The sequence below is a fragment of the Pseudomonas sp. AS2.8 genome (assembly GCF_014190935.1).
Taxonomy (GTDB): Bacteria; Pseudomonadota; Gammaproteobacteria; order Pseudomonadales; family Pseudomonadaceae; genus Chryseomonas.
Genome location: NZ_JACHVV010000003.1, coordinates 187,175 through 208,569, shown reverse-complemented (window position 1 = coordinate 208,569; position 21,395 = coordinate 187,175). Strand labels below are relative to the sequence as shown.

19 protein-coding genes are annotated in these 21,395 nt (G+C 67.5%); 9 read left to right on the top strand and 10 right to left on the bottom strand.

Annotated features, from left to right (window positions below; all coding sequences use genetic code 11):
• Nucleotides 1-206: 206 nt before the first annotated feature.
• The 7 genes from FHR73_RS13350 to garD all read left to right on the top strand — a co-directional run bounded on the left by FHR73_RS13350 (nt 207) and on the right by garD (nt 8,879).
• A complete protein-coding gene (locus FHR73_RS13350) occupies nt 207-1,148 on the top strand; it encodes a LysR family transcriptional regulator (RefSeq protein WP_221191545.1) in 942 nt (313 codons plus the stop codon).
• 118 nt (nt 1,149-1,266) lie between these two features.
• The gene (locus FHR73_RS13345; RefSeq protein WP_183631878.1) at nt 1,267-1,437 is read left to right on the top strand and encodes a hypothetical protein; all 171 of its coding nucleotides are present in this window, start codon (nt 1,267-1,269) and stop codon (nt 1,435-1,437) included.
• A 120-nt stretch (nt 1,438-1,557) separates the two neighbouring features.
• Nucleotides 1,558-3,369: an aminopeptidase P family protein gene (locus FHR73_RS13340; protein WP_183631876.1), complete on the top strand. Its 1,812-nt coding sequence runs from the start codon at nt 1,558-1,560 to the stop codon at nt 3,367-3,369.
• Nucleotides 3,366-4,406: a low specificity L-threonine aldolase gene (locus FHR73_RS13335; RefSeq protein ID WP_183631875.1), complete on the top strand. Its 1,041-nt coding sequence runs from the start codon at nt 3,366-3,368 to the stop codon at nt 4,404-4,406. Before FHR73_RS13340 ends, FHR73_RS13335 begins: the two co-directional genes overlap by 4 nt.
• Before the next feature lie 332 nt (nt 4,407-4,738).
• Entirely contained in the window at nt 4,739-5,776 is a 1,038-nt protein-coding gene (locus tag FHR73_RS13330) for a LacI family DNA-binding transcriptional regulator (protein ID WP_183631874.1), read from the top strand.
• Nucleotides 5,777-5,942: 166 nt separating this feature from the next.
• Nucleotides 5,943-7,301, top strand: coding sequence for an MFS transporter (locus FHR73_RS13325; protein WP_183631873.1), 1,359 nt, complete (start codon nt 5,943-5,945; stop codon nt 7,299-7,301).
• A 21-nt stretch (nt 7,302-7,322) separates the two neighbouring features.
• Complete coding sequence (gene garD, locus FHR73_RS13320; protein WP_183631872.1) at nt 7,323-8,879, top strand: galactarate dehydratase; 1,557 nt, start codon at nt 7,323-7,325, stop codon at nt 8,877-8,879.
• Between the two features lie 85 nt (nt 8,880-8,964).
• On the opposite strand, the gene FHR73_RS13315 is transcribed toward garD, so the two are convergent.
• From FHR73_RS13315 to rph, 3 genes are all read right to left on the bottom strand, one after another.
• Nucleotides 8,965-10,257 (bottom strand): hypothetical protein, encoded by a 1,293-nt coding sequence (locus FHR73_RS13315; RefSeq protein WP_183631870.1) that lies wholly within the window; start codon nt 10,255-10,257, stop codon nt 8,965-8,967.
• A gap of 284 nt (nt 10,258-10,541) precedes the next feature.
• On the bottom strand, nt 10,542-10,904 hold the full coding sequence (locus tag FHR73_RS13310; protein ID WP_017639343.1) for a DUF4870 domain-containing protein: 363 nt from the start codon (nt 10,902-10,904) through the stop codon (nt 10,542-10,544).
• Nucleotides 10,905-10,917: 13 nt separating this feature from the next.
• Nucleotides 10,918-11,640: a ribonuclease PH gene (rph, locus tag FHR73_RS13305; protein ID WP_017639344.1), complete on the bottom strand. Its 723-nt coding sequence runs from the start codon at nt 11,638-11,640 to the stop codon at nt 10,918-10,920.
• Between the two features lie 172 nt (nt 11,641-11,812).
• Between rph and FHR73_RS13300 the strand changes: the two genes are divergently transcribed.
• Complete coding sequence (locus FHR73_RS13300; protein WP_183631868.1) at nt 11,813-12,673, top strand: YicC/YloC family endoribonuclease; 861 nt, start codon at nt 11,813-11,815, stop codon at nt 12,671-12,673.
• A gap of 10 nt (nt 12,674-12,683) precedes the next feature.
• Complete coding sequence (gmk, locus tag FHR73_RS13295) at nt 12,684-13,304, top strand: guanylate kinase (RefSeq protein ID WP_183631867.1); 621 nt, start codon at nt 12,684-12,686, stop codon at nt 13,302-13,304.
• Between the two features lie 48 nt (nt 13,305-13,352).
• On the opposite strand, the gene FHR73_RS13290 is transcribed toward gmk, so the two are convergent.
• The 7 genes from FHR73_RS13290 to FHR73_RS13260 all read right to left on the bottom strand — a co-directional run bounded on the left by FHR73_RS13290 (nt 13,353) and on the right by FHR73_RS13260 (nt 21,390).
• Nucleotides 13,353-14,846, bottom strand: coding sequence for an aldehyde dehydrogenase (locus FHR73_RS13290; RefSeq protein WP_183631865.1), 1,494 nt, complete (start codon nt 14,844-14,846; stop codon nt 13,353-13,355).
• 104 nt (nt 14,847-14,950) lie between these two features.
• A complete protein-coding gene (locus FHR73_RS13285) occupies nt 14,951-15,562 on the bottom strand; it encodes a hypothetical protein (protein ID WP_183631862.1) in 612 nt (203 codons plus the stop codon).
• Between the two features lie 80 nt (nt 15,563-15,642).
• Nucleotides 15,643-17,013, bottom strand: coding sequence for an exopolysaccharide Pel transporter PelG (gene pelG, locus FHR73_RS13280; protein WP_183631860.1), 1,371 nt, complete (start codon nt 17,011-17,013; stop codon nt 15,643-15,645).
• Between the two features lies 1 nt (nt 17,014).
• Nucleotides 17,015-18,538 (bottom strand): GT4 family glycosyltransferase PelF, encoded by a 1,524-nt coding sequence (pelF, locus tag FHR73_RS13275; RefSeq protein WP_183631858.1) that lies wholly within the window; start codon nt 18,536-18,538, stop codon nt 17,015-17,017.
• Nucleotides 18,535-19,524 carry a HEAT repeat domain-containing protein gene (locus FHR73_RS13270; RefSeq protein WP_133860414.1) on the bottom strand — a complete coding sequence of 330 codons (990 nt, stop codon included), beginning with the start codon at nt 19,522-19,524 and terminating at the stop codon, nt 18,535-18,537. Before FHR73_RS13270 ends, pelF begins: the two co-directional genes overlap by 4 nt.
• The gene (locus FHR73_RS13265) at nt 19,502-20,875 is read right to left on the bottom strand and encodes a PelD GGDEF domain-containing protein (protein ID WP_183631856.1); all 1,374 of its coding nucleotides are present in this window, start codon (nt 20,873-20,875) and stop codon (nt 19,502-19,504) included. Before FHR73_RS13265 ends, FHR73_RS13270 begins: the two co-directional genes overlap by 23 nt.
• Nucleotides 20,875-21,390: a penicillin-binding protein activator LpoB gene (locus tag FHR73_RS13260; protein WP_183631853.1), complete on the bottom strand. Its 516-nt coding sequence runs from the start codon at nt 21,388-21,390 to the stop codon at nt 20,875-20,877. The genes FHR73_RS13265 and FHR73_RS13260 overlap by 1 nt, the downstream gene beginning before the upstream one ends.
• Nucleotides 21,391-21,395: the final 5 nt, after the last annotated feature.

The window sequence follows — 21,395 nt, the reverse complement described above, 5'->3', positions numbered from 1 at the left end:
GGCAAAAAAACGGCCCTCTGGCGGAGGTCTCCAGGGGAGACATCTGCCGGAAGGCCGCAAGGAGCTATCCAAGGAGCCACTGCCGGAGGGAAGGATTCGCGCGGTCAGAATGTCGAATCCACAGCAGCTCACCGCACCACTATCGTGCGTGCTACTTTTTCAATAAAGTGACGGCTTGACGAAACTCCATTGCGAAAAAGGCAATAATGGATATTTTCCAAGGCATGCGCATCTTCGTCCGGGTGGTGGATCTGGGCAGTCTCACGGCTGCCGCCCACACCCTCGCCCTGTCTACCGCCCAGGTCTCGCGCCTGCTGGCGGAACTGGAAAGCCACCTGCAGACCCGCCTGCTGCACCGCACCACCCGGCGCCTGGCGCTGACCGAGGCGGGCGAGCGCTACCTCGAACGCTGCCGCCGCATCCTGCAGGATGTCGGCGAGGCCGAAGCCGAAGCCAGCGGTGCCCATCTCAAGCCCCATGGGCATCTGCGCCTGCATTCCATGACCGGCCTCGGCACCCAGTTGCTGGCGCCCCTGGTGTCACGCTTCTGCGCGCGCTATCCCCATGTCGAGATCGTCATGACGCTCTCGCAGAACCATCCGGCGCTGCTGGAGGATGGGCATGACATCGCCATCACCCTGGACACCGAACTGGCCGATTCGGATTTCGTCGCCCAGCGCCTCGGTGGCGTCTACAGCGTGGTCTGCGCGGCGCCCAGCTACCTGGCGCAGCGGCCGGCGCCCAAGGTGCCGGCCGATCTCGCCGAGCACGACTGCCTGCGCCTGCTGGATCCGAATTTCTCCGAACGCTGGGTCTTCGCCGGCGAAGACGGCGAGCAGCAGGTCGCGCCGCGCTACGTCTTCCAGGTCAACGTCGCCGAGGCCCTGGCCAGCGTGGCCCGCCAGGGCATGGGCATCTGCCTGCTGCCCAGCTACATCGCGGTCAACTACCTGCGCGATGGCAGTCTGGTACGGCTGCTGCCCAACTTCCGCCTGCGCGAACGCAACATCCATGCGCTCTATCCCTCGCGGCGCTTTCTCGACGCCAAGATCAAGACCTGGATCGACTTCCTCAAGGAAGAATTGCCCGAGCGCCTGCAACTGGAGAATCGGGTGCTGGAAGACCAGCGTTACTGGGCCAAGGACTAGGGCCGAGCTTGTTGCAGGTTCTGTAACAGTGATTTAGTTAGCATGCTATTTATTAGGCTGCGTTATTTACCTAGAATGGTCCCGTACCCCGATGAACACGACCTTTCAGGAGTTCGCCATGAAACGTTCTCTGTCCGCCCTGATGCTGACCCTTGCCACCCTGACCGCCGCCCAGTTCGCCGCTGCCGACGACAATCCCAGCCTGAGATACAAGCTGGTCGATCAGAATCATGCCGCCATGCAGCACTACGGCGATCAGGCCGCTCCCGCCGCCGACGCGCGTCGCTGAGCCGCTCCGCTTTCGAAAGACCACCCCTCTTTGCTCCTTTGGTCTTTCTCCGCCGCACCCTTCGGGTGCGGCTTTTTTATATCTGCGGCACACTGAGCCCCTGACCTTGTCGAGGTGCTCATGACCGCCACTTCCGCTCAACGACTTGCCGACCTGCGGGCCTTCCTGGCCGAGCAGGGCGCCGATGCCTGCCTGATCCCCAGCGCCGATCCCCATCTGTCCGAATACCTGCCGGAACACTGGCAGGGCCGTGCCTGGCTGTCCGGTTTCACCGGTTCCGCCGGGCTGTTGCTGGTGACCCGCCAGGCCGCTGGCGTCTGGACCGACAGCCGCTACTGGGAGCAGGCCACCCAGGAGCTGGCGGGCAGTGGCATCGACCTGATGAAGCAGGTCGCCAGCCAGCCCCAGGCCCACCTGCAGTGGCTGGCCGAGCAGGTGCCCGCGGGCGGCACGGTACTGGTGGACGGCCAGGTGCTGTCGCTTGGCGCCGCGGCGGCTCTGCGCCGGGTGCTGGAACCCAAGGGTATCCAGCTGCGGACCGACCTCGATCCGCTGGCGACGATCTGGAACGGGCGTCCCGCGCTGCCGGCTGCGCCGGTCTACGCCCATGCGGCGCCCCATGCGCCCCAGCCGCGCAGCGCCAAGCTCGCCCAGGTGCGCCAGGCAATGGCCGAGGCCGACACCGCCTGGCATTTCATCTCTTCGCTGGACGACATCGCTTGGCTGCTCAACCTGCGCGGGGCGGATGTGCCCTACAACCCGGTGTTCCTCGCCCATCTGCTGCTGGGCAAGGACAGCTGCCAGCTGTTCATCGATCCGGCCAAGGTGCCGGCGGAGCTCCGCGCGGCCCTGGTGGCGGACGGCGTGACCCTGGCCGACTACCCTCAGGCCGCCGCCGAACTGGCCCGGCTGCCGGCCGGCAGTCGCCTGCTGGTGGACCCGGCGCGGGTCACCCTGGGGCTGGCCGAGGCGGCGCCCCAGGGCGTCGAGCGGCGCGAGCAGATCAATCCCTCGACCCTGCTCAAGGCCTGCAAGACCGCCGCGGAAGTGGCCCAGGTGCGTACCGCCATGGAAGAGGATGGCGCGGCCCTGTGCGTCTTCTTCGCCCGTTTCGAGGCGGCCCTGGCCCGCGGCGAGCGCCTCACCGAGCTGACCGTGGACGACTGGCTCAGCGAGGCCCGCGCCGCCCGGCCGAACTTCGTCTCCCTGAGCTTCGCCACCATCGCCGGCTTCAATGCCGGCGGCGCCCTGCCGCACTACCGGGCGACCGAAGAGGCCCATGCCGAACTCCAGGGCGACGGCCTGCTGCTGATCGACAGCGGCGGCCAGTACCTGGGCGGTACCACCGACATCACCCGGGTGGTGCCCATCGGCACCCCCAGCGCCGCCCAGCGCCGCGACTTCACCCTGGTGCTCAAGGGCATGCTGGCGCTGTCGCGGGCGCGCTTTCCGGCCGGCGTCGCCGCGCCCATGCTCGATGCCCTGGCGCGCGAGCCGATCTGGGCCGCCGGCATCGACTACGGCCACGGCACCGGGCATGGCGTGGGCTACTTCCTCAATGTGCACGAGGGGCCGCAGTCGATTTCCTTCTATGCCACGGTCACCCCGCACCATGTCCTGCGCGAGGGCATGATCACCTCCAACGAACCGGGCATCTATCGCCCCGGCCAGTGGGGCGTGCGGCTGGAGAACCTGCTCCTGTGCACCCGCGCGGAAACCACCGAGTTCGGCGATTTCCTGGCCTTCGAGACCCTGACCCTCTGTCCGCTGGACACCCGCTGCCTGGATCTGGCGCTGCTGCGCAGCGACGAGCTGGACTGGCTGGATGACTATCATGCCGAGGTCCGCCGCCGCGTGCTGCCGCTGGTCGAGGGCGCCGCGCGCGACTGGCTGCTGGCCCGCACCGAACCCGTCGCGAGGACTGCCCGATGAGCAGCAACGCCCAGCAATTCGCCAGTGACAACTATTCCGGCATCTGCCCGGAAGCCTGGGCGGCCATGGCCGCGGCCAATGTCGGCCACGAGACCGCCTACGGCAACGACACCTGGACGGCGCGTGCCGCCGATCGCTTTCGCCAGCTCTTCGAGACCGATTGCGAGGTGTTCTTCGCCTTCAACGGCACCGCGGCCAACTCCCTGGCCCTGGCGGCGCTGTGCCAGAGCTACCACAGCGTGATCTGCTCCGACACCGCCCACGTCGAGACCGACGAATGCGGTGCACCGGAATTCTTTTCCAACGGCTCCAAGCTGCTGCTGGCGCCGGCGCACCAGGGCAAGCTGACCCCGGGCGCCATCCAGCAGATCGCCACCAAGCGTGCCGACATCCACTTTCCCAAGCCGCGGGCGGTGACCGTCACCCAGGCCACCGAGGTGGGCACCCTATATGGCCTCAACGAATTGCAGGCCATCAGCGCCACCTGCCGCGACCTCGGCCTGCACCTGCACATGGACGGCTCGCGCTTTTCCAACGCCGTGGCCGGCCTGGGCTGCACTCCGGCCGAGGTGACCTGGAAGGCCGGCGTCGACGTGCTCTGCTTTGGCGGCACCAAGAGCGGCATGGCGGTGGGGGAGGCGATCCTCTTCTTCAACCGCGACCTGGCCGAGGACTTCGAATACCGCTGCAAGCAGGCCGGCCAGCTGGCGTCCAAGATGAGATTCCTCTCCGCGCCCTGGCTCGGCGTGCTGGAAAACGACACCTGGTTGCGCCATGCCCGCCATGCCAACGCCATGGCCCAATTGCTCGCCGAGCGGGTGCGCGGGGTGCCCGGCGTGGACTTCATGTTCCCGGTGGAAGCCAACTCGGTGTTCCTGCAGTTGTCGGAACCGGCGCTGGAATTCCTGCGCGGCCGCGGCTGGCGCTTCTACACCTTCATCGGCAGCGGCGGGGCGCGTTTCATGTGCTCCTGGGATACCGAAGAGGCACGGGTGCTGGAGCTGGCGGCGGATATTCGGACGGCGATGGGCGGGTAGGGCGTATCACGGCCAGGGTGGCGATAGGCTGTAGGTTGGGTTGAGACGGCTCTATCGTCGAAGCCCAACATGGCCGGTCCCGAGCAAAACCTGTTGGGCTTCGCTGCGCTCAACCCAACCTACGGCGGCTCGTGAGAGCGGCCGCATTGGCGGACCCTCGTTGCCGTGATAAGCGAATGCGTAGGGTGGATGAGGGGCACAGCCTCATCCACCGCCGCCATGCCGCTCGTTGTGGAAAACGCTGCGCGGTTTTCCACGCGACGGTGTTCATCGGGGACGCCGCCCGCCCCAACCGTTACCATGGCCGATCTCTCCCTCGTCCCCTGCGATTCATGGCCAAGAAGTCCAGCAAAGCCCTCTCTGCCGCGGTCAATTCCGCTGCCCCCACGCTCATCGACGTGGCCCGGGTCGCCGGGGTGTCGCCGATCACCGTCTCGCGGGCGCTGAATCGACCGGAGATCGTCAGCGAGGCGGCGCGGGAGAAGGTGCTGGCGGCGGTGCAGGCCACCGGCTACGTGCCCAATCTGCTGGCCGGCGGCCTGGCTTCAAATCGCAGTCGCCTGGTGGCGCTGTTCGTGCCGACCATCGTCCACTCCATCTTCGCCGAGACCGTCCAGGCCTTGATGGCGCGGCTGTCCCAGGCCGGCTACCAGACCCTGCTCGGCCTGACCGGCTACAGCGCCGAACAGGAAGAGCAGCTGCTGGCCGCGGTGCTGGGGCGCAAGCCCGATGGCATCGTGCTGACCGGTACCCTGCACACCGCCGCCAGTCGCCAGCGCCTGGCCCAGGCCGGCATCCCGGTGGTGGAGTCCTGGGACCTGGGCGAAGACCCGCTGGACATGCAGGTGGGCTTTTCCCATGAAGCCGTGGGGCGCGCCCAGGCCGAGCATCTGCATGCCCGCGGCTATCGGCGCTTCGCCGTGGTCTCGGTGGATGACCCCCGCGCCCTGCGGCGCTGTCGCAGCCTGGTCGCGCGGCTGGCCGAGCTGGGCGTGGCGGAGCCGCCGCTGGAGATCCTGCCAGCCCCCGCGCTGGTGGAATCCGGGCGGGCGGGCTTGCGCCAGTTGCTGGCCCGCGACGAGGCCTTCGACGTGGTGGTCTGCAGCTCGGACACCGTCGCCCAGGGCGTCATGGCGGAAGCCGCCAGTCGCGGTCTGCGCCTGCCCGAGGACCTCGCGGTGCTGGGCTTCGGCAATCTCTCCAGCGCCGCCCAGATGCACCCGGCGCTGTCGTCGGTCAGTGTCGAGGGCGATCGCATGGGCACCCTGGCGGCAGAGGCGCTGCTGCAGCGTTTCAACGAGGGCGACCAGGCCTCGAAAGCGCTGCGCATCGACACCGGTTTCCACATTATCGACCGCGCCACGACCTGACCGCCGGTCCTAATCTTGTTAGACGTCGTACTTGTATGGTTGCGCAATCATGGCTTAGTCTTGGGCAAACGCAAGGGCTGAGGCCGATTGTCGCAGTCAGCTATGATTGCGCAATCATTCGCCGGTCCAAGCCTTCAATAAAAATAATCACGCAAGAGGGATCCCCATGGATGCCACAAGACCCACCCGGGTGCGCTACCTGATCCTGTTGATGCTGTTCGTCGTGACCACCATCAACTACGCCGACCGCGCCACCATCGCCATCGCCGGCTCCAGCCTGCAGAAAGACCTCGGCATCAGCGCCGTCACCCTCGGCTATATCTTCTCCGCCTTCGGTTGGGCCTATGTGGCCGGGCAGATTCCCGGCGGCTGGCTGCTGGATCGCTTCGGTTCGAAGAAGGTCTATGCCGGCAGCATCTTCTTCTGGTCGTTCTTCACCCTGCTGCAGGGGCTGGTCGGCGGTCTGCCGGTGGCCTGGGCGGTCACCACCCTGTTCATGCTGAGATTCCTGGTCGGGCTGGCCGAGGCGCCGTCCTTCCCGGGTAACGCGCGCATCGTCGCCGCCTGGTTCCCCACCGCCGAACGCGGTACCGCCTCGGCGATCTTCAACTCGGCGCAGTATTTCGCCACCGCGCTGTTCGCGCCGATCATGGGTGGTATCGTCTTCCACTTCGGCTGGGAGCACGTCTTCGTCATCATGGGCGCCCTGGGCATCCTGTTCTCCGGGGTCTGGCTGAAGTACATCCACAATCCCAAGGAACATCCGCGCATCAACGCCGCGGAGCTGGCACACATCCGCGACAACGGCGGCCTGGTGGACATGGACAACGGCGCCCGCCAGCAGGGCGGCGGCCCCAAGTGGCACTACATCACCCAGTTGCTGACCAATCGCATGATGCTCGGCGTCTACCTGGGCCAGTACTGCATCAACGCCATCACCTATTTCTTCCTGACCTGGTTCCCGGTGTACCTGGTGCAGGAGCGCGGCATGACCATCCTCAAGGCCGGTTTCATCGCCTCGCTGCCGGCGATCTGCGGCTTCATCGGCGGGGTGCTCGGCGGGGTGATCTCCGACTACCTGCTGCGGCGCGGCCATTCCCTGACCTTCGCCCGCAAGCTGCCCATCGTCTGTGGCCTGCTGCTCTCCACCAGCATGATCTTCTGCAACTACGTCGACGCCGACTGGATGGTGGTGGGCTTCATGACCCTGGCCTTCTTTGGCAAGGGCATCGGTGCGCTCGGCTGGGCGGTGGTGGCGGACACCTCACCCAAGCAGATCGCCGGGCTCTCCGGTGGCCTATTCAACACCTTCGGCAACCTGGCTTCCATCACCACCCCCATCGTCATCGGCTACATCATCGCCGCCACCGGTTCCTTCAAGTGGGCGCTGGTCTATGTCGGCGCCAATGCCCTGGTGGCGGTGTTCAGCTACCTGTTCATCGTCGGTCGCATCCAGCGCGTCGAGCTGCGTACCGCCGACGGCGAGATCCTGGGCGCGACCCAGCCTGACCCGGCCCGGGCCTGAGCCCCGGCAGAGGATAAGAACATGAACCTGATCGATCACCGTGATTCGCCGCGCTACATCAAGCTCCACCCCCAGGACAACGTCGGGGTGGTGGTCAACGAACCCGGCGTGGCCGCCGGCACCGCCTTCGCCGATGGCCTGACCACGGTCGAGGCCATTCCCCAGAGTCACAAGGTCTCCCTGGTGGCTCTCGCGGCGGGCGCCGCGGTGGTGCGCTATGGCGAGGTCATCGGCTACGCCCTGCAGGACGTTCCCGCCGGCAGCTGGATCACCGAAGCCCTGTTGCGCATGCCGGAGCCGCCGGCACTGGACAACCTGCCCAAGGCCACCGCGCCCGGCCAGGTCGGCGAACCCTTGGAAGGCTACACCTTCGAGGGTTTCCGCAATCCGGACGGCAGCGTCGGCACCCGCAACATCCTGGCGGTGACCACCACCGTGCAGTGCGTGGTGGGGGTGCTGGACCACTGCGTGGAGCGGGTGCGCAAGGAGATCCTGCCGCGCTACCCCAATGTCGACGACGTGGTGCCGTTGTCCCACAGCTATGGCTGCGGTGTGGCCATCAACGCCCCGGACGCGGTGATCCCCATCCGTACCCTGCACAACATCAGCCGCAACCCCAACTTCGGCGGCCAGGCGCTGGTCATCGGCCTGGGCTGCGAGAAGCTGCAGGCCAGCCAGCTGATGCCGGGCGATGACCTCACCGCCGGGCAGAACGAAGAGGACTGGCTGTTCCGCCTGCAGGATTCGGCCAACGGCTTCGCCGGCATGGTCGAGCAGATCATGGGGCTGATCGAGGCGCGTCTGCAGGTGCTCGATGGGCGCCGCCGGGAGACGGTGCCGGCGTCCGAACTGGTGGTGGGCATGCAGTGCGGCGGCAGCGACGCCTTCTCCGGCATCACCGCCAATCCGGCCCTGGGCGTGGCCGCCGATCTGCTGGTGCGGGCCGGTGCCACAGTGATGTTTTCCGAGAACACCGAGGTGCGCGATGGCATCCACCTGCTGACCCCGCGCGCCGCCACCCCCGAGGTGGCCGACGCCCTGATTCGCGAGATGGACTGGTACGACCGCTACCTGGAGCGGGGTATGGCCGATCGCAGTGCCAATACCACCCCTGGTAACAAGAAGGGCGGGCTGAACAACATCGTCGAAAAGGCCATGGGGTCGATCGCCAAGTCGGGTACTAGCCCCATCGCCGGGGTCATCGCGCCTGGCGAGAAGATCCGTGGCAAGGGCCTGTACTTCGCCGCCACCCCGGCCAGCGATTTCATCTGCGGCACCCTGCAACTGGCCGCGGGCATGAATCTGCACATCTTCACCACCGGTCGCGGCACCCCCTACGGACTGTCCATGGTGCCGGTGATCAAGGTCTCGACCCGCACCCAGCTGGCCGAGCGCTGGCCGGACCTGATCGACATCGATGCCGGTCGGGTGGTGAGCGGGCGGTTGTCGCTGGAGGAGATGGGCTGGGAAATCTTCCAGTGCTATCTGGACGTGGCCAGCGGTCGCCGCCAGACCTGGGCCGAGCGCCATCGCCTGCACAACGACCTGGCGCTGTTCAATCCGGCGCCGGTGACCTGATCCCGGCGGCAATGAAAAAGGGCCGATCCCAATGGGGTCGGCCCTTTTTTGCGTGGCGAGGTCAGGCTGTCGCGTCGCGGCGCGCTCAGTCGGCGAGGGCGCTTGCGCTGACCGGCCGCAGGCGCTGCTGGCCGTCGTCTTCCGGATCACGCATCAGCACGTAGCCGAGGATGATGCCGACGAAGAGATTGCCGACGCCGATATCGAAGAGGTCGGTGGTCCAGCCGATCAGGCAGAGGCAGAAGGCGATGGCCAGCAGGGTGTGGCTGAGGCGGTCGGGCGCGGTGTGCAGGCGGATGAACACCGGCAGCTGCATGGCATAGCCGAGGATGCCGACCACACCGAACACGCACCAGAGATAGACCACGCTGCTGTCGCTGGTGACGAAGAGGTCGATCCCCGGCACGGGGAAGGCGGCCATGGAACTGCCGAACAGACCGAAGCCGGCACCTTCCACGGTCCAGCCATGACGGCTCATCTCCGCGACGACATTCGGCCAGGTGTTGACCAGGCGATCGTAGAAGGAGGCCAGGCCGCTGTCGCTCGTCACCACCAGGGGATCGAAGTCGCGGACCAGGCTCAGCACCGGCAGCAGCATGCCACCTACCACCGCCAGCAGGATCAGCGCATAGGTCGGCCACTGGAAGCGGCGGGTCATCATCAGCGCCAGGGTAAAGGCAAAGGCCGCCGCCGGCGCCTTGCTGGTGGTGAGCAGGATGCCGAAGAAGCCGACCAGGGCGACCACCAGCCAGAGCGTCCTGGACCGGGCGAATTGCGCGAGGAACAGGCAGTAGACCGCGATCAGCGCCGCCAGCACGTTGGATACCCGGGCGAAGCCGGCGATCCGGTCCTCTTCACCGGCGACCCACTGGGTATTGCCGGCGATGTCGTTGCCGCCGAGGTTGTAGCTGTAGCCTTTCCAGGGCACCGAGGTGTACTTGTCCAGGGCGATGCCGACCAGGCTGGCGAGCAGCAGCAGGAACATGGCGCGGCCCAGCAGGCGCCGCTGCTTGAGTAATTCGCGGCCGCAGACCAGGCCGAACAGCAGCGGGCTGTAGACGAACAGCGAGAACAGCACGTTGTTGAAGGTCCCGCCATGCAGCAGGGCGAGGGCGGCGTAGGCCAGCCCGGCGAACAGGCCGACCCAGATCACCCGGGGCAGCTTGACCGTCGCCACCTGCAGGGCGAACAGCGCCAGACAGGCGATCTTGGGCAGATAGACCAGCGCCGAGGCGCCGACCATGTCCAGGGCATAGCGCAGAAAGCCGGAAAAGGTCTCGACGACCAGCAGGCCGATGGCGGTCCACACCATGAGGGTGGAATAGCGCCATTCGAGCACACGCTGGAAGGGGGAGGGGGTGGCGGTTGCAACCGACATGATGATCATCCCTGTCTTGATGCCGATGGCGCCGGAGGCCACCAGTCCTGACGTAAGAAGCGAGGACCGTCGGGGCACGCCACCTTGGCGTTATCGACGGACTGCTGACGCAAAAGCGCAAAGGCGGGCACGCTACCGCCAGCGACTACCGAAACCGGTCGCGGCGAGGGCGTGAGATGTAAGCCGAAGGGATGATAGCGGAGGGCTTCCGGCGCCTGTCAAACGACGCCGGGCCGACTGGAAATCCTCAGCGCGGATATCAGAAGCAGGCCACAAAAAGCCCGCTAATTGACCATCCGCCAGGTCAGGGGGTAGCGGTAGTCGCGGCCCTGGTTGGCCTTGATGCCGGCGATCACCGTCAGCACGAAGGCCACGCAGGCCACCAGCAGCATCAGCGGAAAACCGATCAGCACCCACACCAGCAGCCAGCAGATCATGTGCAGCAGGGTGACGGTGAGCTGGAAGTTCAGCGCCTCCTTGCCCTGGCGGTCGATGAAGGGGTCGTCCTCGCGCTTGAACTGCCAGACCACCAGCGGACCTATCACGTTACCGATGAAGGGCACCACGAAGCCCAGGAAGGCGGCGTAGTGGCAGAGCATGGCCCAGCGCCGGGCTTCGGCGCTGGGGGCGGGGACGAGATCGTGCATGGGCTGGGGTTCCTTACTCGCCGCGCAGGGCGGCTTGCTGGAGCTCGAACAGGTCGCGCAGGCCACCCTGGGCCAGTTCGAGCATGGCGTTGAGTTCGGCCGGCTGGAAGGGTGCGCCTTCGGCGGTGCCCTGCACCTCGATGAAGCCACCGGCGTCGGTCATGATCACGTTGAGATCGGTCTCGGCGGCGGAATCTTCCAGGTAATCCAGGTCGAGCACCGGGGTGCCCTGGTAGATGCCCACGGAGATGGCGGCCACCATCTGCTTGAGCGGATTGCCCTTGAGATTGCCACGGCGCTTGAGCGCGCCCAGGGCGTCGACCAGGGCCACGCAGGCACCGGTCACCGAGGCGGTGCGGGTACCGCCGTCGGCCTGAATGACGTCGCAGTCGATGTAGATGGTGTTCTCGCCCAGCTTGGACAGGTCGACGGCGGCGCGCAGCGAACGACCGATCAGCCGCTGGATCTCCAGGGTCCGACCGCCCTGCTTGCCCTTGGCGGCTTCACGCTGGTTCCGCTCGCCGGTCGCGCGCGGCAGCATGCCGTATTCGGCGGTGAGCCAGCCCTGGCCCTTGCCCTTGAGAAAGCGCGGCACCCCGGCCTCGACGCTGGCGGTGCAGATCACCTTGGTATCGCCGAATTCCACCAGAACCGAACCCTCGGCGTGCTTGGTGTACTGACGGGTGATGCGGATGGGGCGCAGCTGATCGGCGGCGCGGCCACTGGGACGCTTCATTGCGGGCTTCCTGTAAGGCGTAGGTATCAGGTCCATAGTATAGAGAGCGTCCGGCTCATGCGACACGGATGCATTGGGTCGCTCCGATCAGGTGCGCTAGAATCGTGCGTTTTACATGCGTGGTCGCTCTGGATCGCCCCAGGTCCGCGCATCGTCAGACGAGGATCCTGCCATGGTGCACAGCATGACGGCGTTCGCCCGGGTCGAGCGGCCGGGGCCCCAGGGCACCCTGAGCTGGGAGTTGCGCTCGGTCAATCACCGCTACCTGGAGCCCCACCTGCGGCTGCCGGAGACCTTTCGCGATCTGGAGTCCGGCGTGCGCGAGGCGCTACGCCGACGCCTGTCGCGGGGCAAGCTGGAGTGCGTGTTGCGCGAGGAGCGCGACGAGAGCGTGGCCCTGCGCATCGATGCTCGCCGGGCCGCGCAGCTGGTGGCCGTTGCCGAAGACATCGCCGCGCTGATCGCGCGCCCGGCCAAGCTCGATCCCCTGGCCGTACTGTCCTGGCCCGGGGTGTTGGCAGGTGCCGAGGTGGATGGCGCCGAACTCAAGGCCCAGACCCTGGCACTGTTCGAGGCGGCGCTGGATGAATTGCTCGACGGCCGGCAGCGCGAGGGGCGCGAACTGGCGCGACTGATCGAGGAACGCCTGGCCCAGGTGCTGGCGGAGGTGGCGACGCTGCGCGCGCTGCTTCCCGAGCTGCTGGCCCTGCAGCGGCGCCGTATCCTAGAGCGCTGCGCCGAGGCGGGCGTCGAGTTCGAACCGTCCCGGCTGGAGCAGGAACTGGTGCTGCTGGCGCAAAAGAGCGACGTCGCCGAGGAACTGGATCGTCTGGAAACCCATGTGGCCGAGGTACGGCGGGTCCTGGCGGGCAGCGGCGCGGCCGGACGGCGGCTGGATTTCCTCATGCAGGAACTCAATCGCGAGGCCAATACCCTGGGTTCCAAGGCCATCGACGCCCGGGCCTCCCAGGCGGCCATCAATCTCAAGGTGCTCATCGAACAGATGCGTGAGCAAGTGCAGAACATCGAATAGGCGGACCTTCATGACAGCCCTTCCCGGCACCCTCTACATCGTTTCCGCGCCTTCCGGCGCCGGCAAGACCAGCCTGGTCAAGGCCTTGCTGGATGCCCTGCCCGACATCCGCGTGTCGGTCTCCCACACTACCCGCGCCATGCGTCCGGGTGAAACCGACGGGGTGAACTACCACTTCGTCGATTGCGCGACCTTTACCAACCTGCTCGAGCACGGCGACTTCCTCGAGCACGCCGAGGTGTTCGGCAACTACTACGGCACCTCCCAGGCGGCCCTGGAACGCACCCTCGCCGAAGGCCACGACCTGATCCTGGAAATCGACTGGCAGGGTGCCCAGCAGGTCCGCCGCAAGCTGCCCCACGCCCAGTCGATCTTCATCCTGCCGCCGAGCCAGGCCGCCCTGCGCCAGCGCCTGGACAACCGCGGCCAGGACAGCGCCGAGATCATCGAGCGCCGCATGCGCGAGGCGGTGAGCGAGATGAGCCACTATGTCGAGTACGACTACCTGATCATCAACGACGATTTCGCCAGCGCCCTGGAAGACCTCAAGTCGATCTTCCGCACCCGCCAGCTGCGCCTGGATCGCCAGCAGCGCCGCCACGACGACCTGCTGGTGGATCTGCTGGGCTGAGTGTAAGGGTTGGCGGTGCCTGCCGGGCACCGCCAGGAGGGCATCGCCTTACAGCTTGATCCAGGTCGCCTTGAGCTCGGTGTACTTGTCGAAGGCGTGCAGCGACTTGTCGCGGCCGTTGCCGGACTGCTTGAAGCCGCCGAAGGGCGCGGTCATGTCGCCACCGTCGTACTGGTTGACCCAGACGCTGCCGGCGCGCAGGGCGCGGGCGGTCTTGTGGGCCTTGGAGAGGTCGCGGGTCCAGACCGCGGCGGCCAGGCCGTAGGGGGTGTCGTTGGCGATCTGCACGGCTTCCTCGGCGGTGTCGAAGGTGATCACCGAGAGCACCGGGCCGAAGATCTCCTCCCGGGCGATCTTCATGGCGTTGCTCACGCCGTCGAAGATGGTCGGCTCGACATAGACGCCGCCGGTCTCTTCCAGGGTGCGCTTGCCACCGGCCACCAGGGTGGCGCCTTCGGCATGGCCGGCCTCGATGTAGCGCAGCACGGTTTCCAGCTGGGTGGTGTCCACCAGGGCGCCGACGTTGGTCTCGGGGTCCAGCGCATGGCCGGGCTTCCAGCCCTTGAGGGCCTCGACCACCAGCGGCAGGAATTCCTCCTTGATGGAGCGCTCCACCAGCAGGCGCGAACCGGCGGTGCAGACCTCGCCCTGGTTGAAGGCGATGCCGCTGGCGGCCGCCGCGGCGGCGTCCTTGAGGTCGGGTGCGTCGGCGAAGACGATGTTGGGGCTCTTGCCACCGGCTTCCAGCCAGACGCGCTTCATGTTGGATTCGCCTGAGTAGGCCAGCAGCTGCTTGGCGACCCGGGTGGAGCCGGTGAAGACGATGGTGTCGACGTCCGCATGCAGGCCCAGGGCCTTGCCGACGCTGTGGCCGTAACCGGGCAGCACGTTGAACACCCCGGCCGGGATACCGGCCTGCTGCGCCAGCTGGGCGACGCGGATGGCGGTCAGCGGCGACTTCTCCGAGGGCTTGAGCACCACCGAGTTGCCGGTGGCCAGCGCCGGGCCGAGTTTCCAGCAGGCCATCATCAGCGGGAAATTCCAGGGCACCACGGCGGCGACCACGCCGACCGGCTCGCGGGTCACCAGGCCGAGCTGGTCATGGGGCGTGGGCGCGACCTCGTCGTAGAGCTTGTCGATGGCCTCGGCGCTCCAGCGGATGGCATTGGCCGAGGCGGGCACGTCGATGGTGAGGGAATCGCCGATGGGCTTGCCCATGTCCAGGGTTTCCAGCAGCGCCAGCTCTTCGGCGTTGGCCAGCAGCAGGTCGGCGAAGCGGATCAGCACGCGCTTGCGCTGGGCCGGCGCCAGGTGCGCCCAGGTGCCCTTCTGGAAGGCGGCGCGGGCGGCGGCCACGGCCAGGTCGGCGTCGGCGGCGTCACAGCTGGCGACCTTGGCGAGGAAGCGTCCGTCCACCGGACTCAGGCAATCGAAGGTGGCGCCGGCGGCGGCGTCGACATAGGCGCCGTCGATGAAGGCGCGACCTTCCAGGGTGAGACCTTGGAAGCGCTGCTCCCACTCGGCGCGGCTGGGCAAGCTCATGGGTGACTCCTCGCTAATGGCGGTGAGCAGCCACCCTAAACCAGGGCCGGAAGGGTTATCAATATATTTGACAGTCGGCCGCGAAAGGCACGGAAACGTGCGTTTTATCGAACGCTGCGCTGGCGTTGGCGACTCAGGGTCAGGGCCGGGCGGGCCGTGGCCAGGGCGCCGCGCCGTTGCCGGGGCTGGAAGCACTGCTGGGTGAGCGGCGCCTCGACGCTGGCGTCCAGGTCATCGAGCCAGCCTTCCACGGCGTCTTCCAGGGCGGCGACGGTGAGCTGCCCCAGCACCTGGTGGGCGATGAGATTGCCCAGGCTGGGCGCGGTGGATTCGCCGGTGGCGCCCCACCAGGCGGCCAGGCGCTGCTGAAGGCCTTCGAGCAGGCGGTGGAGGCGATAGGCCGCGGCCAGCAGCGCCAGGCTGGCGGAAGGCGCCTGGGCCAGCGCCGCCGGGGCGAAACCGGCCAGGGCGCGTTCGAGTACCCCGGCCAGCGGCGCCTCGAAGGCCACCGCCCGCGCCTGCAGCAGCAGGGCTTCGAGGGCGTCGGGCACCTTGTCGACATAGGCACTGGCGAAGCGCTCCAGGGCCGGACCGCGGGTGGCATCGGCGCTGGCGGTGCGCGCCGCCTGGTCGGCAAAGGTGCGGCTGGCCTCGCCACTGTCCCGAGCGCGCACCTGGGTGGTCTGGATCACGAGGCGCAAGGCGGCGGTATTCATGGCAGGGTCCTGCAGGGGTGAGCTGTGTTGGACGCCTCCAGGGTGGGCGGGTCACACCGTTCGTCCGGTGCCGGCGGCCTTCAGTGCCGGAGCATGAAGGTGTCGTACTCCAGGTCGTCCAGCACCCGGTCCAGGCGGTGCAGGCCGAGCAGCACGCAACAGGCCAGGGAGACGGTGAAGCCGTAGCCGAAGAAGCTCGGGCCGAGTTCGATGCTGAGCAGGGTCAGCGCCAGGTTGAGGCCGAGAAACAGGGTGCAGAGCATCAGCACGGTGTCGCGCCGGTCCAGGTAGAAGAAGACGTTGAGCAGGGCCATGAACACCACCTGGATGCTCACGCCCACCACGTCGATGTAGAACAGCGGCAGGTAGTAGTGCGACATGCCGAGCCAGGCCAAGAGCTGCGGCGCCAGGAGGAACACCAGCACCAGGGTCAGGCCCTGGACCTTGCAGATCTCCAGCAGGCCCTGGCGGATGGCCAGGATCATCTGTTCCTTGAGCTGACTGATGTGCTGCAGGGTCTCGCCGCCGCGCACGGCGTTGAACACCCGCTCGTACCATTCGGCGAAGTCGGTCTCGATGCGCACCAGGAACACCGCCATGCCGGGGATGATGGCCAGGTAGGCGAGAAAGATCGGCAGGTCGTAGAGGATGGAGGCGCGCAGGGGGCCGATGACGGCGTCGGAGGTCAGCGGATTGAACCAGAAGACGAATTTGTCGACCCAGATGCCCAGGTTGTAGAACAGCCCGGTGACCAGCAGGCTGAGGAAGATCTGCTTGCGGTCGAGGAAGTCGAAGGCCACCAGGCGGTCGGCCGGGTACTCGCGGATGATGTCGTAGAGAAACATGAACAGCAGCGCGGCATGACCCAGCAGCAGGGCCATCAGCAGGCCGTTCATGCCGAGGAAGCGCAGCACGAAGGCGGCGGCGATCATGATCGCGTAGCCCAGCGTCATCACCACCAGGATGCGGTTGTAGGCCTTCATCCCCGACAGGAAGATGATCACCAGCCAGAGATCGCAGAGGGTGACGAAGTTGGCCAGGACCAGCAGCCGGTAGGCGAAGGGCTGGTCGAACAGGGTCGCCAGCAGCAGGAAGCCCAGGCCACCGGCGACCAGGGTGACCAGCAGCAGGATGCCCACCAGATTCGGCAGGATGCTGGTCTGTTTCTCCTCGAACAGCCGGTCGGAGACGAAGCGGGTGAAATACAGCTGCAGGCCGCCGGTGAGGATCAGCGAGCTGGCCATGAGGTAGGTCACCGTGACCAGGAACTGGCGGATCAGCACGTTGGGGGTGACGATGCCGGTGGCCAGCACGCCGATCAGCATGACGCTGATGATCGACAGCACCCAGGGGCCCGAACTGATCAGGCCGGCGTAGACATAGGCGCGCAGGGTGGCGGTGTAGGAGTCGCGCGCGAGGATCTTGCGCAGTTCGAAGCCGATGCCGGCCATGTCAGACGACCCTCCCGATGGCGTCCTGGTAGAGCTCGCGATAGCGTTCCAGCATCAGCGGCTCGGTGTAGTAGCGATTGACCCGGGCGAGGCCGGTGCGCTGCGCGGCCTGCCAGCGACCGGGATTGCGCAGCAGGGCGAGGATGGCGCGGGCGGTGGCCTGGGGATCGGCGATGGCGACCACGCTGCCGCCGGTGCCCAGGGCGCGGTCCTCGGGGATGGAGCCTTCGATCAGTTCGCGGCAGGAACCCACGTCGCTGCTCACCACCGGCACGCCGGCGGCCCAGCCTTCGAGGATCACCAGCGGCTGGGCCTCGCTGATGGAGGTCAGCACCATGAGGCCGAGCTTGGGCAGGATGTCGCCGATCTTCTGGAAGCCGAGGAATTTCACCTTGCCCTCCAGGCCCAGGCTGGTGACCAGGCTGTGGCATTCGGCGGCGTATTCCTCATCTTCGTCTTCCGGACCGACCACCCAGGCCTCGGCCTCGGGCATGGCGCTGATCACCCCGCGCATGGCGCGGATGAAGGTCTTGACGTCCTTGATCGGCACCACCCGGCCGAGCAGCCCGACCACCGGCGGCACCCCCTCGGGCCGGCGCTCCAGGGCGTCCTGCCACTGGGTGAGGCTGATGCCGTTGGGAATCACCCGGCAGCGGCTCGGCTCGGCCCCGTCCTGGATCTGCCGGCGGCGGTTGCCGTCATAGAGCGAGATGATCGGATCGGCGGCCTTGTAGGTGAGCAGGCCGATGCGCTCGAAGAAGCGGATCCACAGCCGGCGGATGTAGCTGACGTCCACATCCAGCCCGGTGCGCAGGGCCTCGTCCGGGCCTTCGGCGATCCACTTGGCCTGGGCCAGGTCGATCTTGCGCTCCTTGGTGTAGATGCCGTGCTCGCTGAGCAGGAAGTTGCAGCCCCAGCGCCGCTGCAGGATGGCGCCGAGCATGCCGGCATAGCCGGTGGAAATGGAGTGGATCATTCGCGGCCGCGGCAGGCGTCGCGCGGCCTCGGCCAGCATCAGCAGCGGCGCCTGCATGGCGCGCAGGGTCCAGAGGTAGTCGACGAAGGAGGGGTCGGTGCAATAGCGCTCGTAGCCCTCGGTGATGGCTTCCCAGCTGGCGCGGCTGTACATGAAGTCGTCCAGGGTCACGCTGCCCTGGGCGAAGGCGTCCACCAGGGCATCGCCCTGGGCGGCGCTGGGTTCGTCCGGGTGGTGCAGGAAGGCGTGCAGATCGCGCAGCAGCTGCACCGGCGCCTGGCGCCGCGGACTGATGGGCGCGCCCTTGGGCACCCAGGAGCCGGCGAGGAAGTGCTCCTCGATGTGCACCACGTTGGGCGGGATGGCGTAGTGGCGCTTCTCGTAGTTCTCGCGCTGACCGCCGATGAAGAACACCGAGAAGGTCAGCTCCGGCAGGCCGAGGATCAGCTGGTTGACCCAGCTCGACACCCCGCCGCGTACATAGGGCCAGGTGCCCTCCAGGAGCAGGCAGACATCGGGCGTCACGGTCGCGGCGGGGGCGTCTTTCATAACCAGTACTTCACCAGGGCGGCGAACGGCGGCCGCTTCTTGAGATCCGCCGGCAGGCTGTCGAGCAGTGCCGGGATGACCGCGTAATCGCGGCGCAGAAAGGCGATTTCGGCGCGGAAGGGCGCCAGCTGGGCCAGGGGCACGCCCGCCGCCTCGGCGGCCTGGAAGAATTCCAGGGCCCGCTCCGGCTCGCCCTGTTCCAGGGCGATGCGCCCGGCGAGGATGCGCAGCTCTTCGTTTTCTTCACCGGCCAGGGCCAGCTCGATGTGTTCCCGCGCCTGGCCGAGCACGTGGCGCAGCACGCTGCCCTGGGCCAGGCCCAGATAGGCCAGCTCCCAGTAGCCGCGGGCCAGGGTGCCGTGCAGCGCCGGCTGGCGTTCCGCGGGCGTGCTGGCCAGTTCGCCGAGCTGGGTCTCGATGCGCTGGTTGATCTGGCTTTCCTGCTGGTCGAGCATCGAATAGGCGAGCAGGCGCACGTCGTCGGCCGGATCGCGCAGGGCCAGCTTGAGGATGGGAATGGCGTCGCGACCCGGCATGCGGCGGGTGGCGAACAGCGCGGTCAGCCGCTTGTCGGTGCTGGGCGCATGGCGCAGGACGTCCTGCAGGCCGCCATCGCTAAACAGCATCTCCTCGCGGCGCTCCAGCGGGCGGAACGGCAGATTGGGCACGCTGCGCGCTTCCCAGGCGATCTCGCGGCGCTTGCGCGGCAGGTAGAGCGCCGGAAAGACCGCGGCGATCACCCCGGCCGCGCCCACCAGCGGAATGAAGAAGGCCAGGGCGAAGAGGAACAGCGGGCTCCAGGGCAGCGGGCGCTGATAGCGCCGGGGCAGCAGCAGCCAGACGCCACCCGCCAGCAGGGCACTGCCAGCGGCATGGGCGGTGACGAAGGCCAGGGCCGCCGCCGCCACCGGCAGGTTGGCGAACAGCAGCGCCCAGCTGCTGGCCTCGAAGGCGAAGGCGCCGCTAAACAGCCACTTGCTGTTCATGCAGGCCACACTCGTTGAACAGGAAGACGCGCAGCTCCTGGGCGCGGGTCTTGGGCAGCAGCTCGTGTTCGTGGCTGCGCACGCCCAGGCTTTCCAGGGTGCTGTCCTGGCCATGGCGCTCGGCCAGCAGCTGGCGCAGCCGGCGGCGATAGCCTTCCAGACCGTCGGAGGAAGTCAGCGGCAGGAGCACAAGCAGGCAGGGGTGGCCCGCCTGGTTGGTCAGGCGCAGTTGCAGGTCGAGACCGCGGCGACTGCCCTCCAGCAGCGCCAGGGCCCGTTCGCCGCCGTCGGCTTCGGTCATCTCGAAGCAGAACAGGCAGGCGGGCAGGGCGTGCTGCTGGGCATCGCGCAGCGAACGCTTGAGATGCTGGGAGAATTGCTGGGCATCGTCGTCGGCCAGGGCCAGCGCCTGGTGATCGCTGCCCAGCAGGTCGGCGATATGGCCGGCGAGGATGGTCAGCAGATTGAGGGTGCGTTCGTTGAAGGAAAAGAACGGCATCTGTTCGATGGCCAGTACCGCCAGCAGCCGCTCCTCGGTGTCCAGCAGCGGTACGCAGGCCTGCAGCGCCGAATGCTGGGTCTCGCCGCGCTCCAGCAGCGCCTGGCGGATGCTCAGGGTCTCGCCGCGCTCAAGGGTGAGGCGCACCAGCAGGTCATCGGGATCGATGCCGGGCATCTCGCCCTGGCTGGCGAGGGCGCGCCGATCCACCCGGCCATTGCCGTCGACCCGGTACAGCCCGGCCACCCGCAGCGAGCCGTACTGGGTCAGCAGGCCGACGATGGGTTCGGCCAGGGCCTGCAGGGCGTCCTGCTCGCGGGGCACCTCGCGCAGCTGGCGGCGCAGGTCCAGCAGGGAGCTGCGCAGGCTGAGGTCGTTGCCGGCGACGCGCTGTTCCAGGCGGTCGTGGGAGATGCGCAAGAGGTGATGGGCGCGGGTGAATTCGTCCAGGCGCAGCTGGCGATAGTCGTTGGCCAGGTCCAGGCGTTCCAGCCGGCGATTCCAGAGGTCGCGGAATTCACCCACCAGCATGGCGCTGAGCAGCACGCCGACGATAAAGGACGGCGGGATCTCCTCGTAGGCCGGATAGCCCTGGCGATGCAGATAGAGCAGCGCCCCCACCAGCAGGCTGGCACTGACCAGGCCGCGCATGAAGCCATAGCGCACGCCCATCAGGATGGGCGCGAAGACCACCCAGGGAAAGGCCAGGCCGACCATTAAGGGATCTTCCGGCACCAGCCAGAAGCCCAGCCCCAGGGCGGCCGCCGTGACCAGCAGGGTTTCCAGCCAGGACAGGCGGCCACTGGCGCGGGGCGCCAGGGTGTAGTCCTTGTGGACGGATTGCAGGGCCATCAGCGCAACTGCAGCTCTTGCACGGTGCCGCGCAGGACCTTTTGCGCGGTGGCCGCCAGACTCTCGCGCGACCAGCCGGAGCGGGCGCCGCTGTTGCTCCAGACCACCCGGCCGCTGGCCGGCTCGACGACCTGGAGGGTCACGCCCACCGCCGGTTCGCCGTCCAGGCCGTTCTTGTACTGCCACTCGTCGACGCTGCCGGTGAGCACGTATTGCAGATTCTGCTGCCGCGCCCAGTCCAGGGCCGCGCGCTGGCGGGCCTTCTCGTCGTCGGTGGGATTGCCGCCCTGGCTGTCGTCGTAGACCTGCGGGCGGATGCCGCGCTCGCCGAGCACGCTGACCAGGATCTGCGCGGCGCGGTCGCCGGCCATCGGCGCCTGGGCATAGTTGGCCAGGGGCACCAGGCCCCAGCGCGCATCCTTGGGCAGGGCCTCGCCGCTGGGACGGGTAAAGCTCGAGCAGCCGGCCAGGAGCACGGTGGCGACACTGGCGACGAGCAGACGCGTGATGTTCATGAGGT

What these genes read in the sequence shown, in the direction of transcription:
- pelF (WP_183631858.1), bottom strand. Translation starts at nt 18,538, where the DNA reads ATGAAAGACGCCCCCGCCGCGACCGTGACGCCCGATGTCTGCCTGCTC.
- FHR73_RS13335 (WP_183631875.1), top strand. Translation starts at nt 3,366, where the DNA reads ATGAGCAGCAACGCCCAGCAATTCGCCAGTGACAACTATTCCGGCATC.
- garD (WP_183631872.1), top strand. Translation starts at nt 7,323, where the DNA reads ATGAACCTGATCGATCACCGTGATTCGCCGCGCTACATCAAGCTCCAC.
- FHR73_RS13270 (WP_133860414.1), bottom strand. Translation starts at nt 19,524, where the DNA reads ATGAACAGCAAGTGGCTGTTTAGCGGCGCCTTCGCCTTCGAGGCCAGC.
- FHR73_RS13330 (WP_183631874.1), top strand. Translation starts at nt 4,739, where the DNA reads ATGGCCAAGAAGTCCAGCAAAGCCCTCTCTGCCGCGGTCAATTCCGCT.
- FHR73_RS13350 (WP_221191545.1), top strand. Translation starts at nt 207, where the DNA reads ATGGATATTTTCCAAGGCATGCGCATCTTCGTCCGGGTGGTGGATCTG.
- FHR73_RS13315 (WP_183631870.1), bottom strand. Translation starts at nt 10,257, where the DNA reads ATGTCGGTTGCAACCGCCACCCCCTCCCCCTTCCAGCGTGTGCTCGAA.
- gmk (WP_183631867.1), top strand. Translation starts at nt 12,684, where the DNA reads ATGACAGCCCTTCCCGGCACCCTCTACATCGTTTCCGCGCCTTCCGGC.
- FHR73_RS13325 (WP_183631873.1), top strand. Translation starts at nt 5,943, where the DNA reads ATGGATGCCACAAGACCCACCCGGGTGCGCTACCTGATCCTGTTGATG.
- pelG (WP_183631860.1), bottom strand. Translation starts at nt 17,013, where the DNA reads ATGGCCGGCATCGGCTTCGAACTGCGCAAGATCCTCGCGCGCGACTCC.
- FHR73_RS13290 (WP_183631865.1), bottom strand. Translation starts at nt 14,846, where the DNA reads ATGAGCTTGCCCAGCCGCGCCGAGTGGGAGCAGCGCTTCCAAGGTCTC.
- FHR73_RS13345 (WP_183631878.1), top strand. Translation starts at nt 1,267, where the DNA reads ATGAAACGTTCTCTGTCCGCCCTGATGCTGACCCTTGCCACCCTGACC.
- FHR73_RS13260 (WP_183631853.1), bottom strand. Translation starts at nt 21,390, where the DNA reads ATGAACATCACGCGTCTGCTCGTCGCCAGTGTCGCCACCGTGCTCCTG.
- FHR73_RS13300 (WP_183631868.1), top strand. Translation starts at nt 11,813, where the DNA reads ATGGTGCACAGCATGACGGCGTTCGCCCGGGTCGAGCGGCCGGGGCCC.
- rph (WP_017639344.1), bottom strand. Translation starts at nt 11,640, where the DNA reads ATGAAGCGTCCCAGTGGCCGCGCCGCCGATCAGCTGCGCCCCATCCGC.
- FHR73_RS13340 (WP_183631876.1), top strand. Translation starts at nt 1,558, where the DNA reads ATGACCGCCACTTCCGCTCAACGACTTGCCGACCTGCGGGCCTTCCTG.
- FHR73_RS13285 (WP_183631862.1), bottom strand. Translation starts at nt 15,562, where the DNA reads ATGAATACCGCCGCCTTGCGCCTCGTGATCCAGACCACCCAGGTGCGC.
- FHR73_RS13265 (WP_183631856.1), bottom strand. Translation starts at nt 20,875, where the DNA reads ATGGCCCTGCAATCCGTCCACAAGGACTACACCCTGGCGCCCCGCGCC.
- FHR73_RS13310 (WP_017639343.1), bottom strand. Translation starts at nt 10,904, where the DNA reads ATGCACGATCTCGTCCCCGCCCCCAGCGCCGAAGCCCGGCGCTGGGCC.